We start from the raw sequence: 15,814 nt of genomic DNA, 5'->3' as shown, positions 1-15,814 counted from the left end.
GTGTATAAGAGACAGCCCCAGGCCTCCACCCAGGCCCCCGTGGCCAGCGCCGCGCCGGCCACGCCCGCGCCCGCGCCGGAGGCCTCCAACGTGCCCATGTCCGAGCGCCCCATGCCCCCGGGCCTGGACGCCGCGGTGATGGACCCGTCCGCGAACCCCTGTGACGACTTCTACCAGTACGCGTGTGGCGGCTGGCTGAAGGCCACGGAGATCCCCGCCGAGCGCGCGCGCTGGAGCCGCGGCTTCGAGACGGTGGCCGAGCGCAACCAGACCGTGCTGCGCGACATCCTCACGAAGGCCGCGGAAGGGCAGGGCGAGGGCACCCCGGAAGAGAAGATGCTGGGGGACTACTACGGCGCCTGCATGGACGAGGCGAAGCTGGAGCAGTCGCTGCCCACGCTGCGCACGTACCTGGCGAAGCTCAACGGCCTGAAGAGCCCCCAGGAGGTCGCCAAGGCGGTGGCGTGGCTGCACGCGCGCAACGTGAACGCGCTCTTCCGCGTGGGTTCGGATCAGGACCAGAAGGACGCCACGCAGGTCATCGCCGTCGTGGACGCGGGCGGCCTGGGACTGCCGGACCGCGACTACTACCTCAAGCCCGACGTGAAGATGCGCGAGGCGCGCACCGCCTACCAGGCGCACGTGCAGAAGGTCTTCGAGCTGTTGGGGGACGCGCCCTTCGTGGCCAGCCGCAAGGCCACGGGCATCCTCGCCATCGAGACGCGCCTGGCCAACGCGCGGCTGCCCAAGGACCAGACGCGCGAGCCGCAGAACGTCTACCACCGGCTGGAGCGCCAGGGCCTGAAGAAGCTGGCCCCCGCCTTCCAGTGGGACACGTACTTCGCGGAGGTGGGGCTGCCCGCCGGTGAAGCGCTCAACGTGACGCAGCCGAAGTTCTTCTCGGAGGTGTCCGCGCTGGTGCGCCAGCAGCGGCCGACGGACATGGGGCCGTACCTCTCCTACCACCTGGTGAAGGACGTGCAGACGGCGCTGCCCAAGGCGCTGCGCGACGAGTTCTTCCGCTTCGAGTCCACCGTGCTCACCGGCGCCAAGGCGGACCTGGCGCGCTGGAAGAAGTGCGTGGACGCCACCGACGACGCGCTGCCGCACGCCCTGGCCAAGCCCTTCATCGCGCGCACCTTCGGCGCGGACGGCAAGGCCACCACGTTGGACATGGTCCAGCAGATTGAGCAGTCCTTCGAGCGCAACCTGGACACGCTGTCCTGGATGGACGCGGAGACGAAGGCCCAGGCGCTGGTGAAGGTGAAGAAGATCACCAACAAGATCGGCTACCCGGACCAGTGGCGCGGCTACGACGGGCTGACGGTGAAGCGCGACTCGTTCCTGGACAACCTGCTGGCCGCGACGGCGTTCGAACAGGCGCGCCAGCTGCGCAAGGTGGGGCAGCCGGTGGACCGCCAGGAGTGGTTCATGTCGCCGCCCACGGTGAACGCCTACTACAACGCGGCCACCAACGAGATTGTGTTCCCGGCGGGCATCCTCCAGCCGCCTTTCTTCGGGCGGGACGCGTCCGCGGCGGTGAACTTCGGCGCCATGGGCATGGTGGTGGGCCACGAAATCACCCACGGCTTCGACGACGAGGGCCGCCAGTTCGACGCGGACGGCAACCTGCGCACCTGGTGGACCCCGGCCTCGGACAAGGCCTTCCGCGAGCGCGTGGCCTGCGTGAAGAACCAGTATGACCAGTACATCGCCGTGGACGACGTGAAGGTGAACGGCAAGCTCACCCTGGGCGAGAACGTCGCGGACCTGGGCGGCCTCAAGCTGGCGTACGCGGCCATGGAGGCCTACCTGGCCAGGCACGCGGACCAGGCGGCGAAGGCGAACTCCTACCGCTTCACGCCGGGGCAGCAGTTCTTCCTCGCGCACGCGCAATCGTGGTGCTCGAAGATTCGTAATGAGGCTGCGCGGCAGCGGGCGCTGACGGATTCGCACTCGCCGGCGTTCCTGCGCGTGAAGGGGCCGGACGTGAACCTGCCGCAGTTCCAGCAGGCCTTCTCCTGCCCCGCGGGGTCGAAGATGGTGGCACCGGCTGCGAACCGCTGTGAGGTCTGGTAGGCCCTCGGGCCTTACCTGGAGGAGGACGTCATGGGAATCTGCTCGTGGCTGGTGTTGGGCGGTATCGCGGGCTGGCTGGCCAGCATCATCAAGGGCACCAACGCCCGGATGGGAATGTTCGCCAACATCGTCGCCGGCATCGTCGGCGCGATGGTGGGCGGCTGGGTGTTCAGCTTCTTCGGTGGCCGGGGCGTGACGGGCTTCAACCTGTACTCGCTGCTGGTGGCCACGGTGGGCGCCGTCATCCTGCTGTCCATCATGCAGGCCATCCGGAAATAGCGCCCCCAGCGCCGCCGCTAGAAGAGCGACAGCTGGGGTGAGGTGGAGGGCCGCGCGGGGCGCCGGAAGGTGTCCGGCGCGGCCTCCGTGACGGACGAGGCGCGCATGCCCACCTTGCGCGCCGACGTCGCGAAGAGCTGGTGGATGGTCTGGGCGTACAGCCCTTCGCCGCGCATGCGGTGCTTGAAGCGGCTGTCGGTGAGCTCCCCGCCGCGCGTCTCGCGGATGCGGTGCAGCACCCGGTCCGCGCGCAGGGGCAGCTTCGCGCGCAGGCGCTCCTCGAACACGGCCTGCACGGGCCCGGGAAGCCGCAGCAGGGTGTAGTGCGCCCGCGTGGCGCCGGCCTCGCGCGCGGACGCGAGCACCCGGGCGATGTCCTCGTCGTTGAGGCCGGGGATGATGGGGGCCACGGATACGGCCACGTCGATGCCGGCCTCCGTGAGCTTCCGGATGGTGGCCAGCCTGCGCTTCGGCGTGGCGACAAGCGGCTCCATGGCGCGCGCCAGCTCCTCGTTGTGGAAGGGGAGGCTGATGCTCACGAAGAGCCGCGTCTCGGCCGCGAGCCGCTGGAGCACGTCCACATCGCGCTCAATCAGGACGCCCTTGGTGACGATGCCCACGGGGTTGCGGTACTCGGCGCAGACCTCCAGGCACTGGCGCGTGAGCCGCAGCGACGCCTCCAGCGGCTGGTAGCAATCGGTGACGCCGCTGAAGACAACGGTCTCTCCCTTCCACGACGGACGGTCGAACGCTTCGCGCAGCAGCTCCGGGGCGTTGGGTTTGACGACGAGGCGGGTCTCGAAGTCGGTGCCCGCGCCGAAGTCCAGGTACTGGTGCGTGGGGCGCGCGTAGCAGTAGGCGCAGGCATGGAGGCAGCCCCGGTACGGGTTGACGCTCCAGGAGAAGCACACGTCGGGGCTGTCGTTGCTCGCGATGATGGAGCGGCTGTGGTCCTCCCAGACCTCCAGACGCGCGGGGGGAATCTCGTCCAGGTACTCCACCGCGGTGCTCGCCCAGGGGTTGGGCGGATTGTCGACGGGACGGGCCTTCACCCTCCCAGGGTGCGGCTGAAAGCCCGTTCAGTCAAGGCGTCAGCGCCCGTCGATGACCTGCGCGCGGGAGCGGCGGACCATCTCCGCGGCGGTGCGGGTGTCGCGGTCGCCCATGGGGTCGACGGCCGCTCCCAGGAGGGAGGGCAGGTGCTGCGCCATGGAGAGCGGCGTGTTGCGCAGGACCTTGAAGGCGCCGGAGACACCGATGGGCAGGTTGGTGAAGGAGCCACCGTTCTCGTGGAAGGCGGTGGCGTGGTTGCGGATGAACTGGGTGTGTTCGTTGCGCGGGAGCACGCGGCCGGTGGCCCCGGCGAACTGGAGCACCGCCGTCGCGTGGAGTGTCAGCCGCATGGATTCGCTGTAGGCGCGCGTGGTGGGGGACTCGTTCGCTTCGCCCGCCGCGAAGGACTGCTGCACACCGGCCATCTGGCGCCACGCGCCCGCGTTGCCCGTGTCCAGCTCCGCGACCCGTTCGTAGAACCCGGACGTGCCCACCGCGTCCACCAAGGGGCGCAGCCGCGCCTGATCCTCCGGGCGCAGGCGCGACAGCTGCTCGGTGAGCATGCCCCGGACGCCCGCGTTGACGTCGGCCTGGCGCTCCGGCGGCACGGTGCGCAGCTCCGCCTGACGCGAGGGCCCGAAGAAGGGAAACGCGGACCGGGGCTGCACGCCGGTGCCCCGCATGTCCTGGACGCGGTTGTAGCTCTCGATGGACCGGTTCACCCAGGCGGCGCCGGGGAGGGACTGGAGGTCCAGCGCCACCGGCGTCGCGCGGGCGTCCTCGAAGCGGCTCTCCGAGGAGTAGCCCGGCGTGCGGGCGGGGGCCGGCGTGGACCGCTGCTCGTACGCGGGCGTGGGCTCCCGGGGGATGGGCTGGGCGGAGACGGCGGGGGACGAGGCGCGGGCGATGGGCATCATGGCGGTTCGGGAGCTGCCCCCATTATCGCGCATTCCCCTGTCGAAGTTCCCTGGACGGGCGCTCGCGGCACCTTGTGCCTTTACAGCACCGGGCTCGCGTCCAAAGCTGGCCCGAATGGCGAAATACACGGTCAAGGTCTCCAAGGCGCCGAAGGGGCATGAGGTTCCGCCGCTGCTCGCGGACGTGGGTGCCTGGATTGGCAAGCAGTCCCACGGAACGCTGGGCTGGTTCGATGCGCTCGTAGCCGAGCCCATTCCTAAGGAGTGGAGTCCGGAGAATGCGGACCGGCTTCGCCGTGACGCCTTCGCGTTCCTCCATCTTCCGGACGGCTCGCTGCTCGCGCTCGTGAACCCCGGAGACGGCGCCCCGCTGGCCGTGGCGTTGCTCGGTTCGGAGGGCGAGGCGCGAACGGTCGCGAACAGCTTCGAGTCGTTCCTGGCGCAGTGGTCCCAGGGCGAGACGGAGATCGACGAGCTCGACGACGAAGAAGGTGCATCCGGGCGAAAGGCGCTGGCTGCATGGCTGAAGGCGAAGAAGGTCAAGGCGCCGAAGGCGAAGGACTTCGACTTCGCGGCCTGGCTGGACGGAGACGCCGCGCCTCCGCCCACCGCGTCCGCGACACCCGTGGCGGCCCATGTGTTCACGCCGACCGCGGTGATGAAGAAGCTCGGCCCGAAGGTGCAGCAGCTGGCGTCACTCTTCGGACGGCGCGCGGACGACCCCGAGGTCATCGCCTATGTGACGGGGGTGCTTGGCAAGAAGGTGCCCGTGTCCACGAGTGAGAACACCGATTCGGCGAACGTCGAGGCCGCGAAGCACGGCGTCGAAATCGTCTTCTCCCACGACATCCTGAACGACGCCTTTCCGCCCATTCCGAAGACCGCCAAGACGTTCATCCCCTACGTCGCCTCCGCGTGGGTGAGGTCGAAGGTGGGCGAGGAAATCCTGGGCGTACCGTGGAAGGTGAAGACGGAGGCGGAGGTCACGAAGGTGCTCGGCCCGCCCAGCGGTCGTCAGGCCGCCTTCGCGAACGAGGACGAACTCACCGTCGCCTACTGGGAGTTCGCGCTCGATACCGCGAAGCACGTGTGGCTCGAACTCTCGTTCGACGAGTCCCTCTCCGTCACCCTCGCCGTGAAGGGCGCAGGCGGCCTCGAGCGGTATCCCAACATCACGACCGGGCTCTTCGTCGGCTATGCCGCGACACGGGGGCTGCTCGACACCTCGCGGTTCCCGGCGCACCGCGAACTGCTCGCGGCGGTCGCGGCACGCAAGGCGAAGGGGTCGGAGTTCGTGAAGCAGGCGCTTCCGCGCGGCCTCTGGAACGACCACCTGCGCGATGCGCCGGGCCTCCGCGAGATGGCGTGGCGATGGTTCCACAACATGAACGACCTGTGGATTACGGCCGACCTCAAGAAGACGTTCGGAAAGCGCAAGGGGGCGCACGGCCACGACGAGCCGAAGCTCGATGACGACACCTGGGATGCCGTCGACAAGGCCGCGCCGCTCCTGGACAAGCGCTTCGCGACGTGGCTCGCGAAGTAGCTATGCTCGGGAGCCATGTGGCGCTCCATCCGATACTCCGCTGACATCCATTACACCTGGGTAGGTCCTCCCGACACGTCCGGTGAGGACCGCGACATCGCCGGCCCGATCAAGATGCGGGTCCAGCTGAAGAACGGGTACACGATCGCCTACCAGATGTACTTCTGGTGCCTGGATGCGCACGTCGCCGCGTTCAAGAGGAAGTTCGCCGCGCGCGGCAGGACCGACATCACCGTGCGCGGCATGGAGGCCTTCCTCGCCGCCTCCAAGGGGACGCTGTACCAACTCTGGTACTGGTATGGCGCCAGGGAGACAGACCTCCTCCGGCGCGTCACGCCCATCATCGCCGCCGCCGCCAGGCATGATTCGTCGGTGCGCGAGCGGGTGAACGCCAAGAACGTGTGGGGCTTCTTCGCCCTCTACACCTGGGGCGGCTACCACTTCGACACGGGCATCGAGCCGGATCCGGATCGCCCGCTCAACCTGTCCTACTTCAAGTCCTTCAAGGTGCCCGCCGCGCTGGGCACGGGCGCGGGCGGGCTGACCCTCTTCCACGCCGCGCAGACGCGGGTTGCCGGCCTCGACAACTTCTGCAGCGCCGTGCCCGGAACCAGCGAGACGCTGAAGTCCTTTGATGAAAGGGCCGCCGTCGGCAAACCCATGGGCGCGCAGCACATCGACGTGTGGGCGCTCTACAGCGAGCGCTACGACACGCGGGCCATGCGCGCGCTCTACTGGTATTGCTGCGTCTGGGAGAAGTTGGAGGAGCTGCGCAGAAGAGAAGGCAACAACAGTGAGCCCTACAAGGCCGCGTGCCGCTCCGCGATCATCGACGCGCTCTACACCACGCTGGCCCATGGCGAGAAGGGCGCCTGTCTGGGCGCCATCCTGCGCACGTGCCTGTGGGACGCGGGCAGGGACATCTCCACCGGGAAGATCGCCGAGCTGGGAATCCTGAAGAAGTACTACGGCTCGCACCGCAAGTAGCGCCGCCGCCGTGGTGCCTTCAGCCGTGACGGGCGCTCGGGGCAGGACCGGACTTCAGCCGCCGCGCCTGGGCACGGGCAATGAAGGCCCCCATGTGCACACCGGCCTGCTCGAAGCGGACCGCGGCGCGCTCCAGCGCTTCGTCCAACGACGCGGCCACCTCATGCTGATCCGTGGAGGGCCGGACGAAGCTGGTGACGGCCCTCGCGAGCCTCGCGGTGGCCGAGTTGATCACCACGAAGAATCCCTTGCAGTACTCGCGAGCCAGGTCGGCGGTCTGGGTTTGATGATCCGCCAGCATCATCCGCTGTGAATGGGTCAGCGGACGGGACCGGGAGAAATCAATCACCAGGACGTAGGGCTCGCGCCTCTTGATGAGCTTGGAGAGGCTCTGGAGGATGCCCTCCATCTCCTTGTCCGTCGTCGTGTCGCTCCGCTGAACAATCACCAGCGGCCAGAGGGATTCGTCGAGGGTGTACATTTCCGTGAAACATATAACATTTGGGCCCGGATGTGACGGAGCTCCAGGCCCTGAAAACACGAAGGCCGGTGATTCCAGAGAGGAACCACCGGCCTTCATGAGTGAGCGGCGGAAGGGATTCGAACCCTCGACCCCGAGCTTGGGAAGCTCGTGCTCTACCAACTGAGCTACCACCGCGTGCGACGGGCGAAGCAGGGCCCAAAGTAGGGGCGGGGCCCTGCCTTGTCAATCGGAAGTCGGGGCTACTCCCCCTCCTCGACGGTCAATTGGTACGAGTCCTGGAAGTTCGCCTCGCGGTTCTTCGCGTCGCGCACCTCGAAGACGTAGACGCCCGGTTCGGCGCTGAAGCGGATGGTCTCCGGCTGGTCACCCTTGGCGCGGTCGGACGTCTGCACCAGCGTCAGCTTCCCGTCCGGCTGCACCCGGTGCAGGTACAGCCCCACGTCCACCTTCAGGATGCCCAGCAGCGTCGCGGTGATGGCCGTGCGCACCGGCCGGTCGGACAGGTCCACCCGGAAGTAATCCACGTCCTTCGCCGGGTACACCGTGCCTCGCACCGCCTTGCCCAGCGTCAGGTCCTGCGCGCGGTCGGCGGTGTTGTTGGGCTCGCGCTCCTCGCTGCCGTTGTCCGGCACCGTCGTCACGCTGATGCGGTAGGGCTGGTCCGCGTTCTCGAAGTCCTTCACGAACTTGCCGTTCACCTTGCGGAACGACCCCTCCACCCGGAAGTAGCAGGTGCCGCTGCACGCGACGTTGTTCAGCCGCTCCGGCTCCTTCAGCGCGCCGTCGTTGGCCTTGAGCAGCACCGTCTCCTTCTGCCCGTCGCCCTGCGGCGGCTCCACCATGGACAGCGTCAGGTCCAACCGGTCCACGCCCGACAGCTCCACCTTCGCCAGCACCGGCTCGCGCGCCGTCAGCACGTAGTTGTCCACGTCCGACTTGGGCGACAGGAAGCCCTCGCGGTAGCCCGCGCCCGTCAGCGGCGTGGCCTTGAGCAGCTCGTCATTGGGCTCCAGCTCCGCGTGCGCCCCCGCCTCCTCCTGCGACACGGTCAGCGTGTAGGGCACCTGCGCGTTGTAGGTGCGCCGCTGCGCCTTGCCCGTCCCCGTCCAGCCGCCCTTCACCACCACGAAGACGACCCGGTCCGTGGCCCTCACGCCGATGTTGCGCAGGGCCAGGGGCTCGCCCTCCTTGCCCTGCAGCGTGAACAGCGGCGCCTCCGCGGCGGACAGCACGGACACCTCCGGCCGCACGCCTTCCACGGCGGACAGCTCAATCTTCAGCGCCACCGACGGGACCTCGGGCTCGGGCGGAGGGCCTGCGTCCACCGCCTGGGCCGCCACCGCGCCGCCCAGCTCTCCGGGCGCTGTCGGCATCGCGTTCTCCGGAGGCGTCGCGGGCGGCTCTCCGCCCCCGAACGTGCCCTCCGGGGTGGGGGAGGGGGCCGCGCTGTCGTCGATGACCGGCGTCTCGTCCGGCACGGACGGCGGAGGCACGGCCGCGGGAGTCGTACCCGGAGCCGGCGCGCCGCTGTCCTGCGCGGCGGGGGCGTCACTCCCCGGCGTGGCGGGGCCGGGCAGCTCCACCCGGTACCAGTCCTCATCCCCGGAATGCCCCAGGAACGCCGTCACCGTCTGGCCCAGGGGCAGCGCGGCGGCGTCCACGGCGCGGTCATTGGGCTCGCGCTCCTCGCCGTCGTTGGGCTGGCGGTACTTCACCTCCAGCGTGTACGCCCCGCCCATGCCCTTGCGCGCGGGCGACACCACCAGCCAGCGCTCCTGCTCCACGTAGAGGTTGGGAAGGCGCTCCCCCTTGCCCTCGCCCTCGCTGTTGACGCCCACCAGGCGGTTGCGGTCCTGGTCGTAGACGTCCAGCTTCACGTCCCCGCCGGGCAGGCCCGTCACCGTCACGTCCGCGATGCGCGGGGTGCCCGGGGCCAGCCGGTACCAGTCCTCGTCCAGCTTGTTGGGCTCCGCCGCCAGGCCTCCCGTCACCACGCTGTCGCGCGTGATGGCCAGCGCCTGGTCGGGCCGCTCGTTGGGCTCCTTCTCCGTGAGGGCGGAAGGGCCCGTCTCCACGGCGCCCGCGTCCGGTGCTTCCGCCGGCACGTCCTTCTTGCACGAGGCCACCCCCAGCAGCCCCACGACACAGACCCAGCCCCAACGTCGCATCACGTCTTCCTCCTCGGTCGGTCCGCCTTGTCGGCCTGGGCGTGTCCGGGTGTCAAGCACCCCCAACCCCCGGCGGGCCGCTTTCATCCACGCGCCCTAGGCGTCACCTGGAGAACGCCGTGTCCGGTGCTGACGGAAGGTACACACCCGGACTGGAGCCGCGGGGTGGGGACGATCCAAGATGCGCCCCATGCGACGCCTGTCCCTGGCCTCCCTGCTCCTCGTGTCCCCGTCCGTCCTCGCCGCCGGGCCCTCCGCGCCCGGCTATGCCCAGGCTGAGGCCTGGGTGGAGAAGGCTGCGCGCCCGGACCACTACGTGCCCTTGAACCTCCTGGACGGCCGGGACACCACCGCCTGGTGCGCGGAAGGGGAGAAGCCCGCCCACGTCTTCATCGGCTTCAAGGAGCCCGTCACCCTGGACGAGGTGCGCGTCTACACGGGCGACGGCACGTCCCGCGACGCCTTCAAGGCCAACGGCCGCGTGCGCAAGTTCACCCTCACCAGCGTGGAGGCGTCCCGCAGCGTCACCGTGCAGGACAAGCGCGGCCTGCAGGCCGTGCCCCTGTCCCAGCCGCTGTTCGGCGCGCGCTTCATCCTGGAGGTGGCGGACCGCTTCCCCGGCGCCAAGGAGGACAGCCCGGTGTGCCTCACCGACCTCGTCCTCTACTCGGGCGGCAAGCCCCTCAACGGGCCCGCGTTCGCCACCCGGTACAAGTACGACGCGCGCGTGGCGCCGCTCGTGGGCACCTGGTTCGGCGGCCATGAGGGCGCCCCGGAGCGCTTCCTGTCCTTCTTCGTGGACGGCACCTGGCGCTTCTCCCTGGAGCCGCTGGAGACGCCCGAGCCCACCACCGTCGTCAGCGGCACCTACACCGTGTCCGGCAACCGCGTGACGCTGGACATCCCCAAGAAGGGGAAGGTGACGGCCCGCTTCGAGCGGACCCCAGCCGGCGAGGGGCCGAAGGCGGCCGCCGCGCTGTCGCTGGACGGGACGCTCCCCGAGGAGTGGGGGAGCTCCTTCCGCAGCCAGCCGTGAAGGCGCCCGGGCTCTCGTGGGGGCCCGGGCCGTGGCCTGTCAGATGGCGGCCTTGGTCTTCTGCTTGCCGCTGAAGGCGCGGAAGAACTCGATGATCTTCTTCTCCGCGGCCGCGGTGTCGGTCGCGTCCGCGAATTCCGACTCCAGGAAGATGCCCCCGCACGACTCGCAGGTGTCGAACTGCAGGGGGTGATGCCGGTCTCCACCGACGTAGCGGACGAGGTCCACCTGGCAGTCGGGGCACTGGCCCGTCAGGGCGTCGGCGTCCATCTTGCCGCCCTGTCCCTCCAGGCCGGGCAGGTTGTTGTGGAGGAGGATCCGGTTCAGATCCGCGACGTTGACCCACAAACCGCCGCACTCTTTACATTCCCGCAACGTCTCGTGATCTCCCTCGAGATCAGTCATTTCGGCGTTGCAACCGGGGCAATTCATGGGGCGGCTCGTTCTCCTGAAGGGGGGAGCAGCGGGTGCTCCCCGGTGAATGGAGAATGATAGGTCGCACAAAAATTGGGATGCAACCCATGCCGCCGCTTCTGTTGGCAACGCGCCGTCTACCGGCCCCCTAGGCTCAGGCCGACGCTCAGGCCCGCTCCTTCACGCGGCGGATGTCCGCCCCCAGGCCCCGCAGCTTCCGTTCCAGCCGCTCGTACCCTCGGTCCAGGTGGTAGACGCGGCTGACCTCCGTGTGGCCGTCGGCCCGCAGGCCAGCCAGGATGAGCGACGCGCTGGCGCGCAGGTCGGTGGCCATGACGGGCGCCCCGCTGAGCCCCTTCACGCCCTTCACCACCGCCGTGTGCCCCTGGATGGTGATGTCCGCGCCCAGCCGGTGCAGCTCCGGCACGTGCATGAAGCGGTTCTCGAAGATGTTCTCGGAGATGACGGACGTGCCGTGGCTCACCGTCATCAGCGCCATCAACTGCGCCTGCATGTCCGTGGGGAAGCCCGGGTGCTCCGTGGTGGTGATGTTCACCGCCTTGAGCGTCTTGGGCGCCTTGCAGCGCAGGCCGCCGCCCTCCGCGGTGATGGTGCAGCCGGCTTCCCGCAGCTTGTCGATGACCGCGTCCAGGTGCTCCGGGCGTGCGTGCTTCACCAGCACGTTGCCCCCGCTGATGGCCGCCGCCACCAGCAGCGTGCCCGCCTCGATGCGGTCCGGCAGGATGGCGTGTTCCACCGGGTTGAGGGACGCCACGCCCTCGATGGTGATGACGGACGTGCCCGCCCCCTCCACCTTGGCGCCCATCTTGTTGAGGACCCGCGCCAGCTCCTCCACCTCCGGCTCGCGCGCGCAGTTCTCCATCACCGTGCGGCCCTTCGCGAGCACCGCCGCCATCATCACGTTCTCCGTGCCGGTGACGGTGATGACGTCGAAGTTCACCATGCCGCCCTTGAGCTGCTTCGCCCGGGCCTCCACGTAGCCTTCGGTCAGGTGGATGTCCGCGCCCAGCGCCTTCAGGCCCTTCAGATGCTGGTCGATGGGACGCGCGCCAATGGCGCACCCGCCCGGCATGGACACGCGAGCGCGGCCAAAGCGCGCCACCAGCGGCCCCAGCACCAGGACGCTCGCGCGCATGGTCTTCACCAAGTCGTAGGGGGCCTCCGGGGTGATGTCCCCCACGATGCTGATTTCACAGGTGTCCGCCTTCTTGCCGGTGAGCCGCGCGGCCTCGCAGCCCATCGTGCGGAGCACCTCCAGCATCGTGGCCACGTCCGCCAGGTCCGGCACGTTGCGGAAGGTGGTGGTGCCATCCGCCAGCAGCGCGGAGGCCAGGATGGGCAGCGCCGCGTTCTTCGCGCCAGAGACCTCCACCTCACCGTGCAGCGCGGTGCCACCCTTCAAGACGATCTTGTCCATGTCTTTCCCGTGCCTCTTCCCGTGCTGCCGCCGGGCCGCACCGCCGTGGCCGTCAGGCCGCGGGCTGTGTCCCGAACGCCATGCGTTCACGCCGCTCCAGGTCCTTCTCCGCGCGCGCGTCCGCGTACCCCGCGGCGCGCAGGAGCTCCAGGACGGCGCTGCCCTGGGTCTCCCCCATCTCCAATGCAAGCAGTCCGCCAGGCTCCAGCACCCGCCGGGCGCCCTGAATCACCCGCCTGAGCGCGGCCAGCCCGTCCGGTCCGCCGTCCAGCGCCAGCCGGGGCTCGCGCCGCACCTCGGCGGACAGCCCGGCGATGTCGCCTGAGTCGATGTACGGCGGGTTGGACACCACCACCCGGAACGTCTCGCCCGGGGGCAGGGGAGCGAAGAGGTCCCCCTCCAGCACGCTCACGCGCTCCGCCACGCCCAGGGCCTGGGCGTTCTCACGCGCCAGCGCGCACGCGTCCTTGGACAGGTCCGTGGCCAGCACCGTCGCCTGGGGACGCTCCGCCGCCACGCTGATGGCGATGCAGCCGGAGCCCGTGCACACGTCCAGCACGCGGCTGGGCGCGTCCTTCGGCACCGAGTGCAGCACCGCCTCCACCAAGAGCTCCGTCTCCGGCCGGGGGATGAGCACGCGGGCGTCCACCTTGAACGCGCGGTTGTAGAACTCCTTCGTGCCCGTCAGGTAGTTCGTAGGCTCGCCCGCCATCCGGCGCTCGATGAGCGCCTTGAAGGCGGCCAGCTCGTCCTTGGACAGCGGCCGGTCCAGGTCCACGTACAGGCGTACCCGCCCCGTCTTGAGCACGTGCGCGAGGAGGATTTCCGTCGTGAGCCGGGGCGCGTCCACCCCGCGCTTCTCGAAGTGCCCCGTCGTCCAGGTGAGGAGCCGGCGGATGGTCCAGACGTCGCTCATGATTCGCTGGGGGGCCGCCCGCCGCCCGTCTGCGCCTTGAGGGCCTCCGCCTGGTAGTGCGTCCGGCAGGCGGTGATGACGTCGTCCACGTTGCCCACCATGATGGCCGGCAGGTTGTGCACGGTGAGGCCGATGCGGTGGTCGGTGAGCCGGTCCTGCGGGAAGTTGTACGTGCGGATCTTCTCGCTGCGGTCGCCCGTGCCCACCTGCCCGCGGCGCATGGAGTCGCGCTCGTTGCGGATGCGCTCCTGCTCCATGTCGTAGAGCTTGGCGCGCAGCATGCGCAGGGCCATGGCGCGGTTCTTCCCCTGGCTCTTCTCCTGCTGGCACTTCACCACGATGCCGGACGGCTTGTGGATGAGGCGCACCGCGGAGTCCGTGGTGTTGACGCTCTGGCCGCCGGCGCCCGTGGAGCGCATCACCTGCATCTCGATGTCCGCCGGGTTGATCTGCACGTCCACGTCCTCCGCCTCCGGCATCACCGACACGGTGATGGTGGAGGTGTGGATGCGCCCCTGCGTCTCCGTGGCCGGCACGCGCTGGACCCGGTGCACGCCGGACTCGTACTTCAGGTTGCTGAACACCGCGTCGCCGGACAGCGTCACCGTGGCGTCCTTCACGCCGCCGGCGTTGCCCGCGCTCATGTCCAGGATGTCCGCCTTCCAGCCCCGGCGGTCCGCGTAGCGCAGGTACATCTGCATGACCTCTTCGGCGAAGAGGGCCGCCTCGTCGCCGCCCGCGCCCGCGCGGATCTCCAGGATGACGTTCTTTTCGTCATTGGGGTCCTTGGGCAGCAGGAGGATTTTGAGCGACGCCTCCAGCTCCTCGCGCTGCGCCTTCAGGCCGGGCAGGGCCTCCTTGGCGTAGGCCTTCTCGTCGGGGTCGGCGCTGGACAGCCACGCCTCCACCTCGTTGAGGTCCGCCAGCACCTTGCGGTAGCCGCGGAAGGTCTCCACGAGCCGCTCCAGCGCGGCGCGCTCCTTGGAAACCTTCTGGAGCTTCGCCGTGTCGGCGAGGATATCGGGGTTCGACAGGTCGGCCGTGAGCCGTTCGAAACGGCGCTCGACCTCTTCCAGTTTGTCAATCATGCGTGGTTCCCGGGGCGTCTTGCCCCTTTGGGCGCCCCATGGCAAGGGCCCAGGGCGTCAAGGAAAACCTTGGCCGTGCGGGCAGTGGCATGTAAGAACGGCCCCCGTCGCCGCCCGGTGCGGCTCGAATCACGCTCAACACGGAGTCCTTCACATGGCCGCACAGAAGGGGAATCGTTCCAAGAAGAAGCTGAAGAACCGCGCCAAGACCCGGAAGGCGCAGCTGAAGCGCCGCCGCACGCGCTTCAAGCGCGGCCAGCGCAACAACAAGTAGTCCTGGAAGCTACTGCCCCCCTCTCACACTGGAGGAGGGGGGCGGTGGGCTCCCTGCTCCCTCGGCTTCCCCTGCTTCCAACGCCGGGAGCATCCGCTCCAGCCCCGGCGTCCCCTGCGACGCGGTGCGCAGCAGCGTCATCACCCCTTCGGCCTCGGCACCCGTCACGGGCACCGGCTGGACGGGGAACTCGGGGTAGCGGTCGGTCCTGAGGGGCAGCACGTCACTGGAGAGATAACCCGTGGAGTCGAAGCGCGCCCGCCACAGGACGCTGCGCTTGTCCCGGGGGTTCCAGTTCCCGCCGAACACGAAGTTGCCCAGCGAGTAGAGCACCGGCCTGCCCTGGTACAGCTCCATGGACTGGAGCACGTGCGGGTGGCTGCCCAGCACGCCCGCCGCGCCCGCGTCGATGGCCGCGTGCGCCAGGCGCACCTGGTAGGGCTCAGGGGTGGTGTTGCCCTCGATGCCCCAGTGGAAGAAGGGCAGCACCAGGTCCGCCTGGGCCCTGGCCGCCGCGATGTCCTCGCGCAGCATCCGCTCCATCACCTCCACGTCGGAGAAGTGCCCCGCCACGCCCGGCGTGGTGTCCGTGGCGTAGACCTCCCGGGGTTCGATGTTGCGCGTGCCCAGGAAGAAGTAGCCCAGGAACGCGACCTTCAGGCCCCCCACGGTGAGGACCGCCGGGCGCCGCGCCTCCGCCAGGTTCCTCCCCGCGCCGAAGTAGGGGATGCGCTGGGCGTCCAGGGCGCTGAGCGTGTCCAGCAGGCCCTGCGCGCCGTAGTCCATCATGTGGTTGTTGGCCAGGCTCACCACGCCCACGCGGCCCGCGGTGAGCACGTTCACCAGCTCCGGCCGCGCGCGGAAGTTGAAGTTCTTGGGCAGCTTCACCGTGCTGTCCGTGTACGGGCACTCCAGGTTCACGACGAACAGGTCGCCGGAGTCCACGATGGGCCGCACCTCTCGGAAGCCGTACGCGAACATCTCCTCGCGCGTCCGCCCCTTGGCCACCTGGTCGTCGAAGTACTCCTCGTAGTGGTAGCCGACCGTCACGTCGCCGCCCACCACCAGCGTCACCGGGCGGGCAGGGGCTGGAATGGCCGCCTGGCCAGCGGGGTGTCCGGTATCGGACCCGGGC

The 15,814-nt window shown here is 69.4% G+C and carries 14 protein-coding genes and 1 tRNA gene; 5 read left to right on the top strand and 10 right to left on the bottom strand.

Annotation, left to right across the window (positions count from 1 at the left end):
• Entirely contained in the window at positions 1–2,079 is a 2,079-nt protein-coding gene (locus D7W81_RS31150; protein ID WP_120559039.1) for a M13 family metallopeptidase, read from the top strand.
• Between the two features lie 30 nt (positions 2,080–2,109).
• Positions 2,110–2,358 (top strand): GlsB/YeaQ/YmgE family stress response membrane protein, encoded by a 249-nt coding sequence (locus tag D7W81_RS31145; RefSeq protein WP_120559038.1) that lies wholly within the window; start codon positions 2,110–2,112, stop codon positions 2,356–2,358.
• A gap of 17 nt (positions 2,359–2,375) precedes the next feature.
• On the opposite strand, the gene D7W81_RS31140 is transcribed toward D7W81_RS31145, so the two are convergent.
• Together D7W81_RS31140 and D7W81_RS31135 are read right to left on the bottom strand one after the other, a co-directional pair.
• Entirely contained in the window at positions 2,376–3,410 is a 1,035-nt protein-coding gene (locus tag D7W81_RS31140; RefSeq protein WP_120559037.1) for a PA0069 family radical SAM protein, read from the bottom strand.
• 39 nt (positions 3,411–3,449) lie between these two features.
• The gene (locus D7W81_RS31135; protein ID WP_120559036.1) at positions 3,450–4,328 is read right to left on the bottom strand and encodes a hypothetical protein; all 879 of its coding nucleotides are present in this window, start codon (positions 4,326–4,328) and stop codon (positions 3,450–3,452) included.
• Between the two features lie 115 nt (positions 4,329–4,443).
• On the opposite strand from D7W81_RS31135, the gene D7W81_RS42550 reads away from it, so the two are divergent.
• Both D7W81_RS42550 and D7W81_RS31125 read left to right on the top strand, forming a co-directional pair.
• Positions 4,444–5,874 (top strand): hypothetical protein, encoded by a 1,431-nt coding sequence (locus D7W81_RS42550; RefSeq protein ID WP_158621732.1) that lies wholly within the window; start codon positions 4,444–4,446, stop codon positions 5,872–5,874.
• 15 nt (positions 5,875–5,889) lie between these two features.
• Entirely contained in the window at positions 5,890–6,861 is a 972-nt protein-coding gene (locus tag D7W81_RS31125) for a hypothetical protein (protein ID WP_120559035.1), read from the top strand.
• Between the two features lie 19 nt (positions 6,862–6,880).
• On the opposite strand, the gene D7W81_RS31120 is transcribed toward D7W81_RS31125, so the two are convergent.
• The 3 genes from D7W81_RS31120 to D7W81_RS31110 all read right to left on the bottom strand — a co-directional run bounded on the left by D7W81_RS31120 (position 6,881) and on the right by D7W81_RS31110 (position 9,513).
• Entirely contained in the window at positions 6,881–7,342 is a 462-nt protein-coding gene (locus D7W81_RS31120) for a hypothetical protein (RefSeq protein WP_120559034.1), read from the bottom strand.
• Positions 7,343–7,446: 104 nt separating this feature from the next.
• Positions 7,447–7,519: transfer RNA gene (locus tag D7W81_RS31115), tRNA-Gly, on the bottom strand.
• Positions 7,520–7,584: 65 nt separating this feature from the next.
• On the bottom strand, positions 7,585–9,513 hold the full coding sequence (locus D7W81_RS31110) for an ABC transporter substrate-binding protein (protein ID WP_120559033.1): 1,929 nt from the start codon (positions 9,511–9,513) through the stop codon (positions 7,585–7,587).
• A gap of 190 nt (positions 9,514–9,703) precedes the next feature.
• Between D7W81_RS31110 and D7W81_RS31105 the strand changes: the two genes are divergently transcribed.
• On the top strand, positions 9,704–10,549 hold the full coding sequence (locus D7W81_RS31105; RefSeq protein WP_244227545.1) for a discoidin domain-containing protein: 846 nt from the start codon (positions 9,704–9,706) through the stop codon (positions 10,547–10,549).
• 39 nt (positions 10,550–10,588) lie between these two features.
• Here the strand turns inward: D7W81_RS31105 and D7W81_RS31100 are convergent, their stop codons facing one another.
• The 5 genes from D7W81_RS31100 to D7W81_RS31080 form a co-directional block, all read right to left on the bottom strand.
• Positions 10,589–10,981 (bottom strand): TFIIB-type zinc ribbon-containing protein, encoded by a 393-nt coding sequence (locus D7W81_RS31100; protein ID WP_120559031.1) that lies wholly within the window; start codon positions 10,979–10,981, stop codon positions 10,589–10,591.
• Between the two features lie 148 nt (positions 10,982–11,129).
• On the bottom strand, positions 11,130–12,401 hold the full coding sequence (murA, locus tag D7W81_RS31095; RefSeq protein ID WP_120559030.1) for a UDP-N-acetylglucosamine 1-carboxyvinyltransferase: 1,272 nt from the start codon (positions 12,399–12,401) through the stop codon (positions 11,130–11,132).
• 52 nt (positions 12,402–12,453) lie between these two features.
• Positions 12,454–13,320 carry a peptide chain release factor N(5)-glutamine methyltransferase gene (prmC, locus tag D7W81_RS31090; protein WP_120559040.1) on the bottom strand — a complete coding sequence of 289 codons (867 nt, stop codon included), beginning with the start codon at positions 13,318–13,320 and terminating at the stop codon, positions 12,454–12,456.
• Positions 13,314–14,405 carry a peptide chain release factor 1 gene (prfA, locus tag D7W81_RS31085; RefSeq protein ID WP_120559029.1) on the bottom strand — a complete coding sequence of 364 codons (1,092 nt, stop codon included), beginning with the start codon at positions 14,403–14,405 and terminating at the stop codon, positions 13,314–13,316. The genes prmC and prfA overlap by 7 nt, the downstream gene beginning before the upstream one ends.
• A 283-nt stretch (positions 14,406–14,688) precedes the next feature.
• Positions 14,689–15,814: CapA family protein (locus tag D7W81_RS31080; RefSeq protein WP_147445682.1), on the bottom strand; the 1,126-nt coding region annotated here is incomplete at its 5' end.

Origin of the sequence: Corallococcus aberystwythensis (assembly GCF_003612165.1) — a bacterium.
GTDB lineage: Bacteria > Myxococcota > Myxococcia > Myxococcales > Myxococcaceae > Corallococcus > Corallococcus aberystwythensis.
The sequence above is the reverse complement of the archived record's forward strand: the minus strand, read 5'-3'. Positions and strand labels throughout refer to the sequence as shown.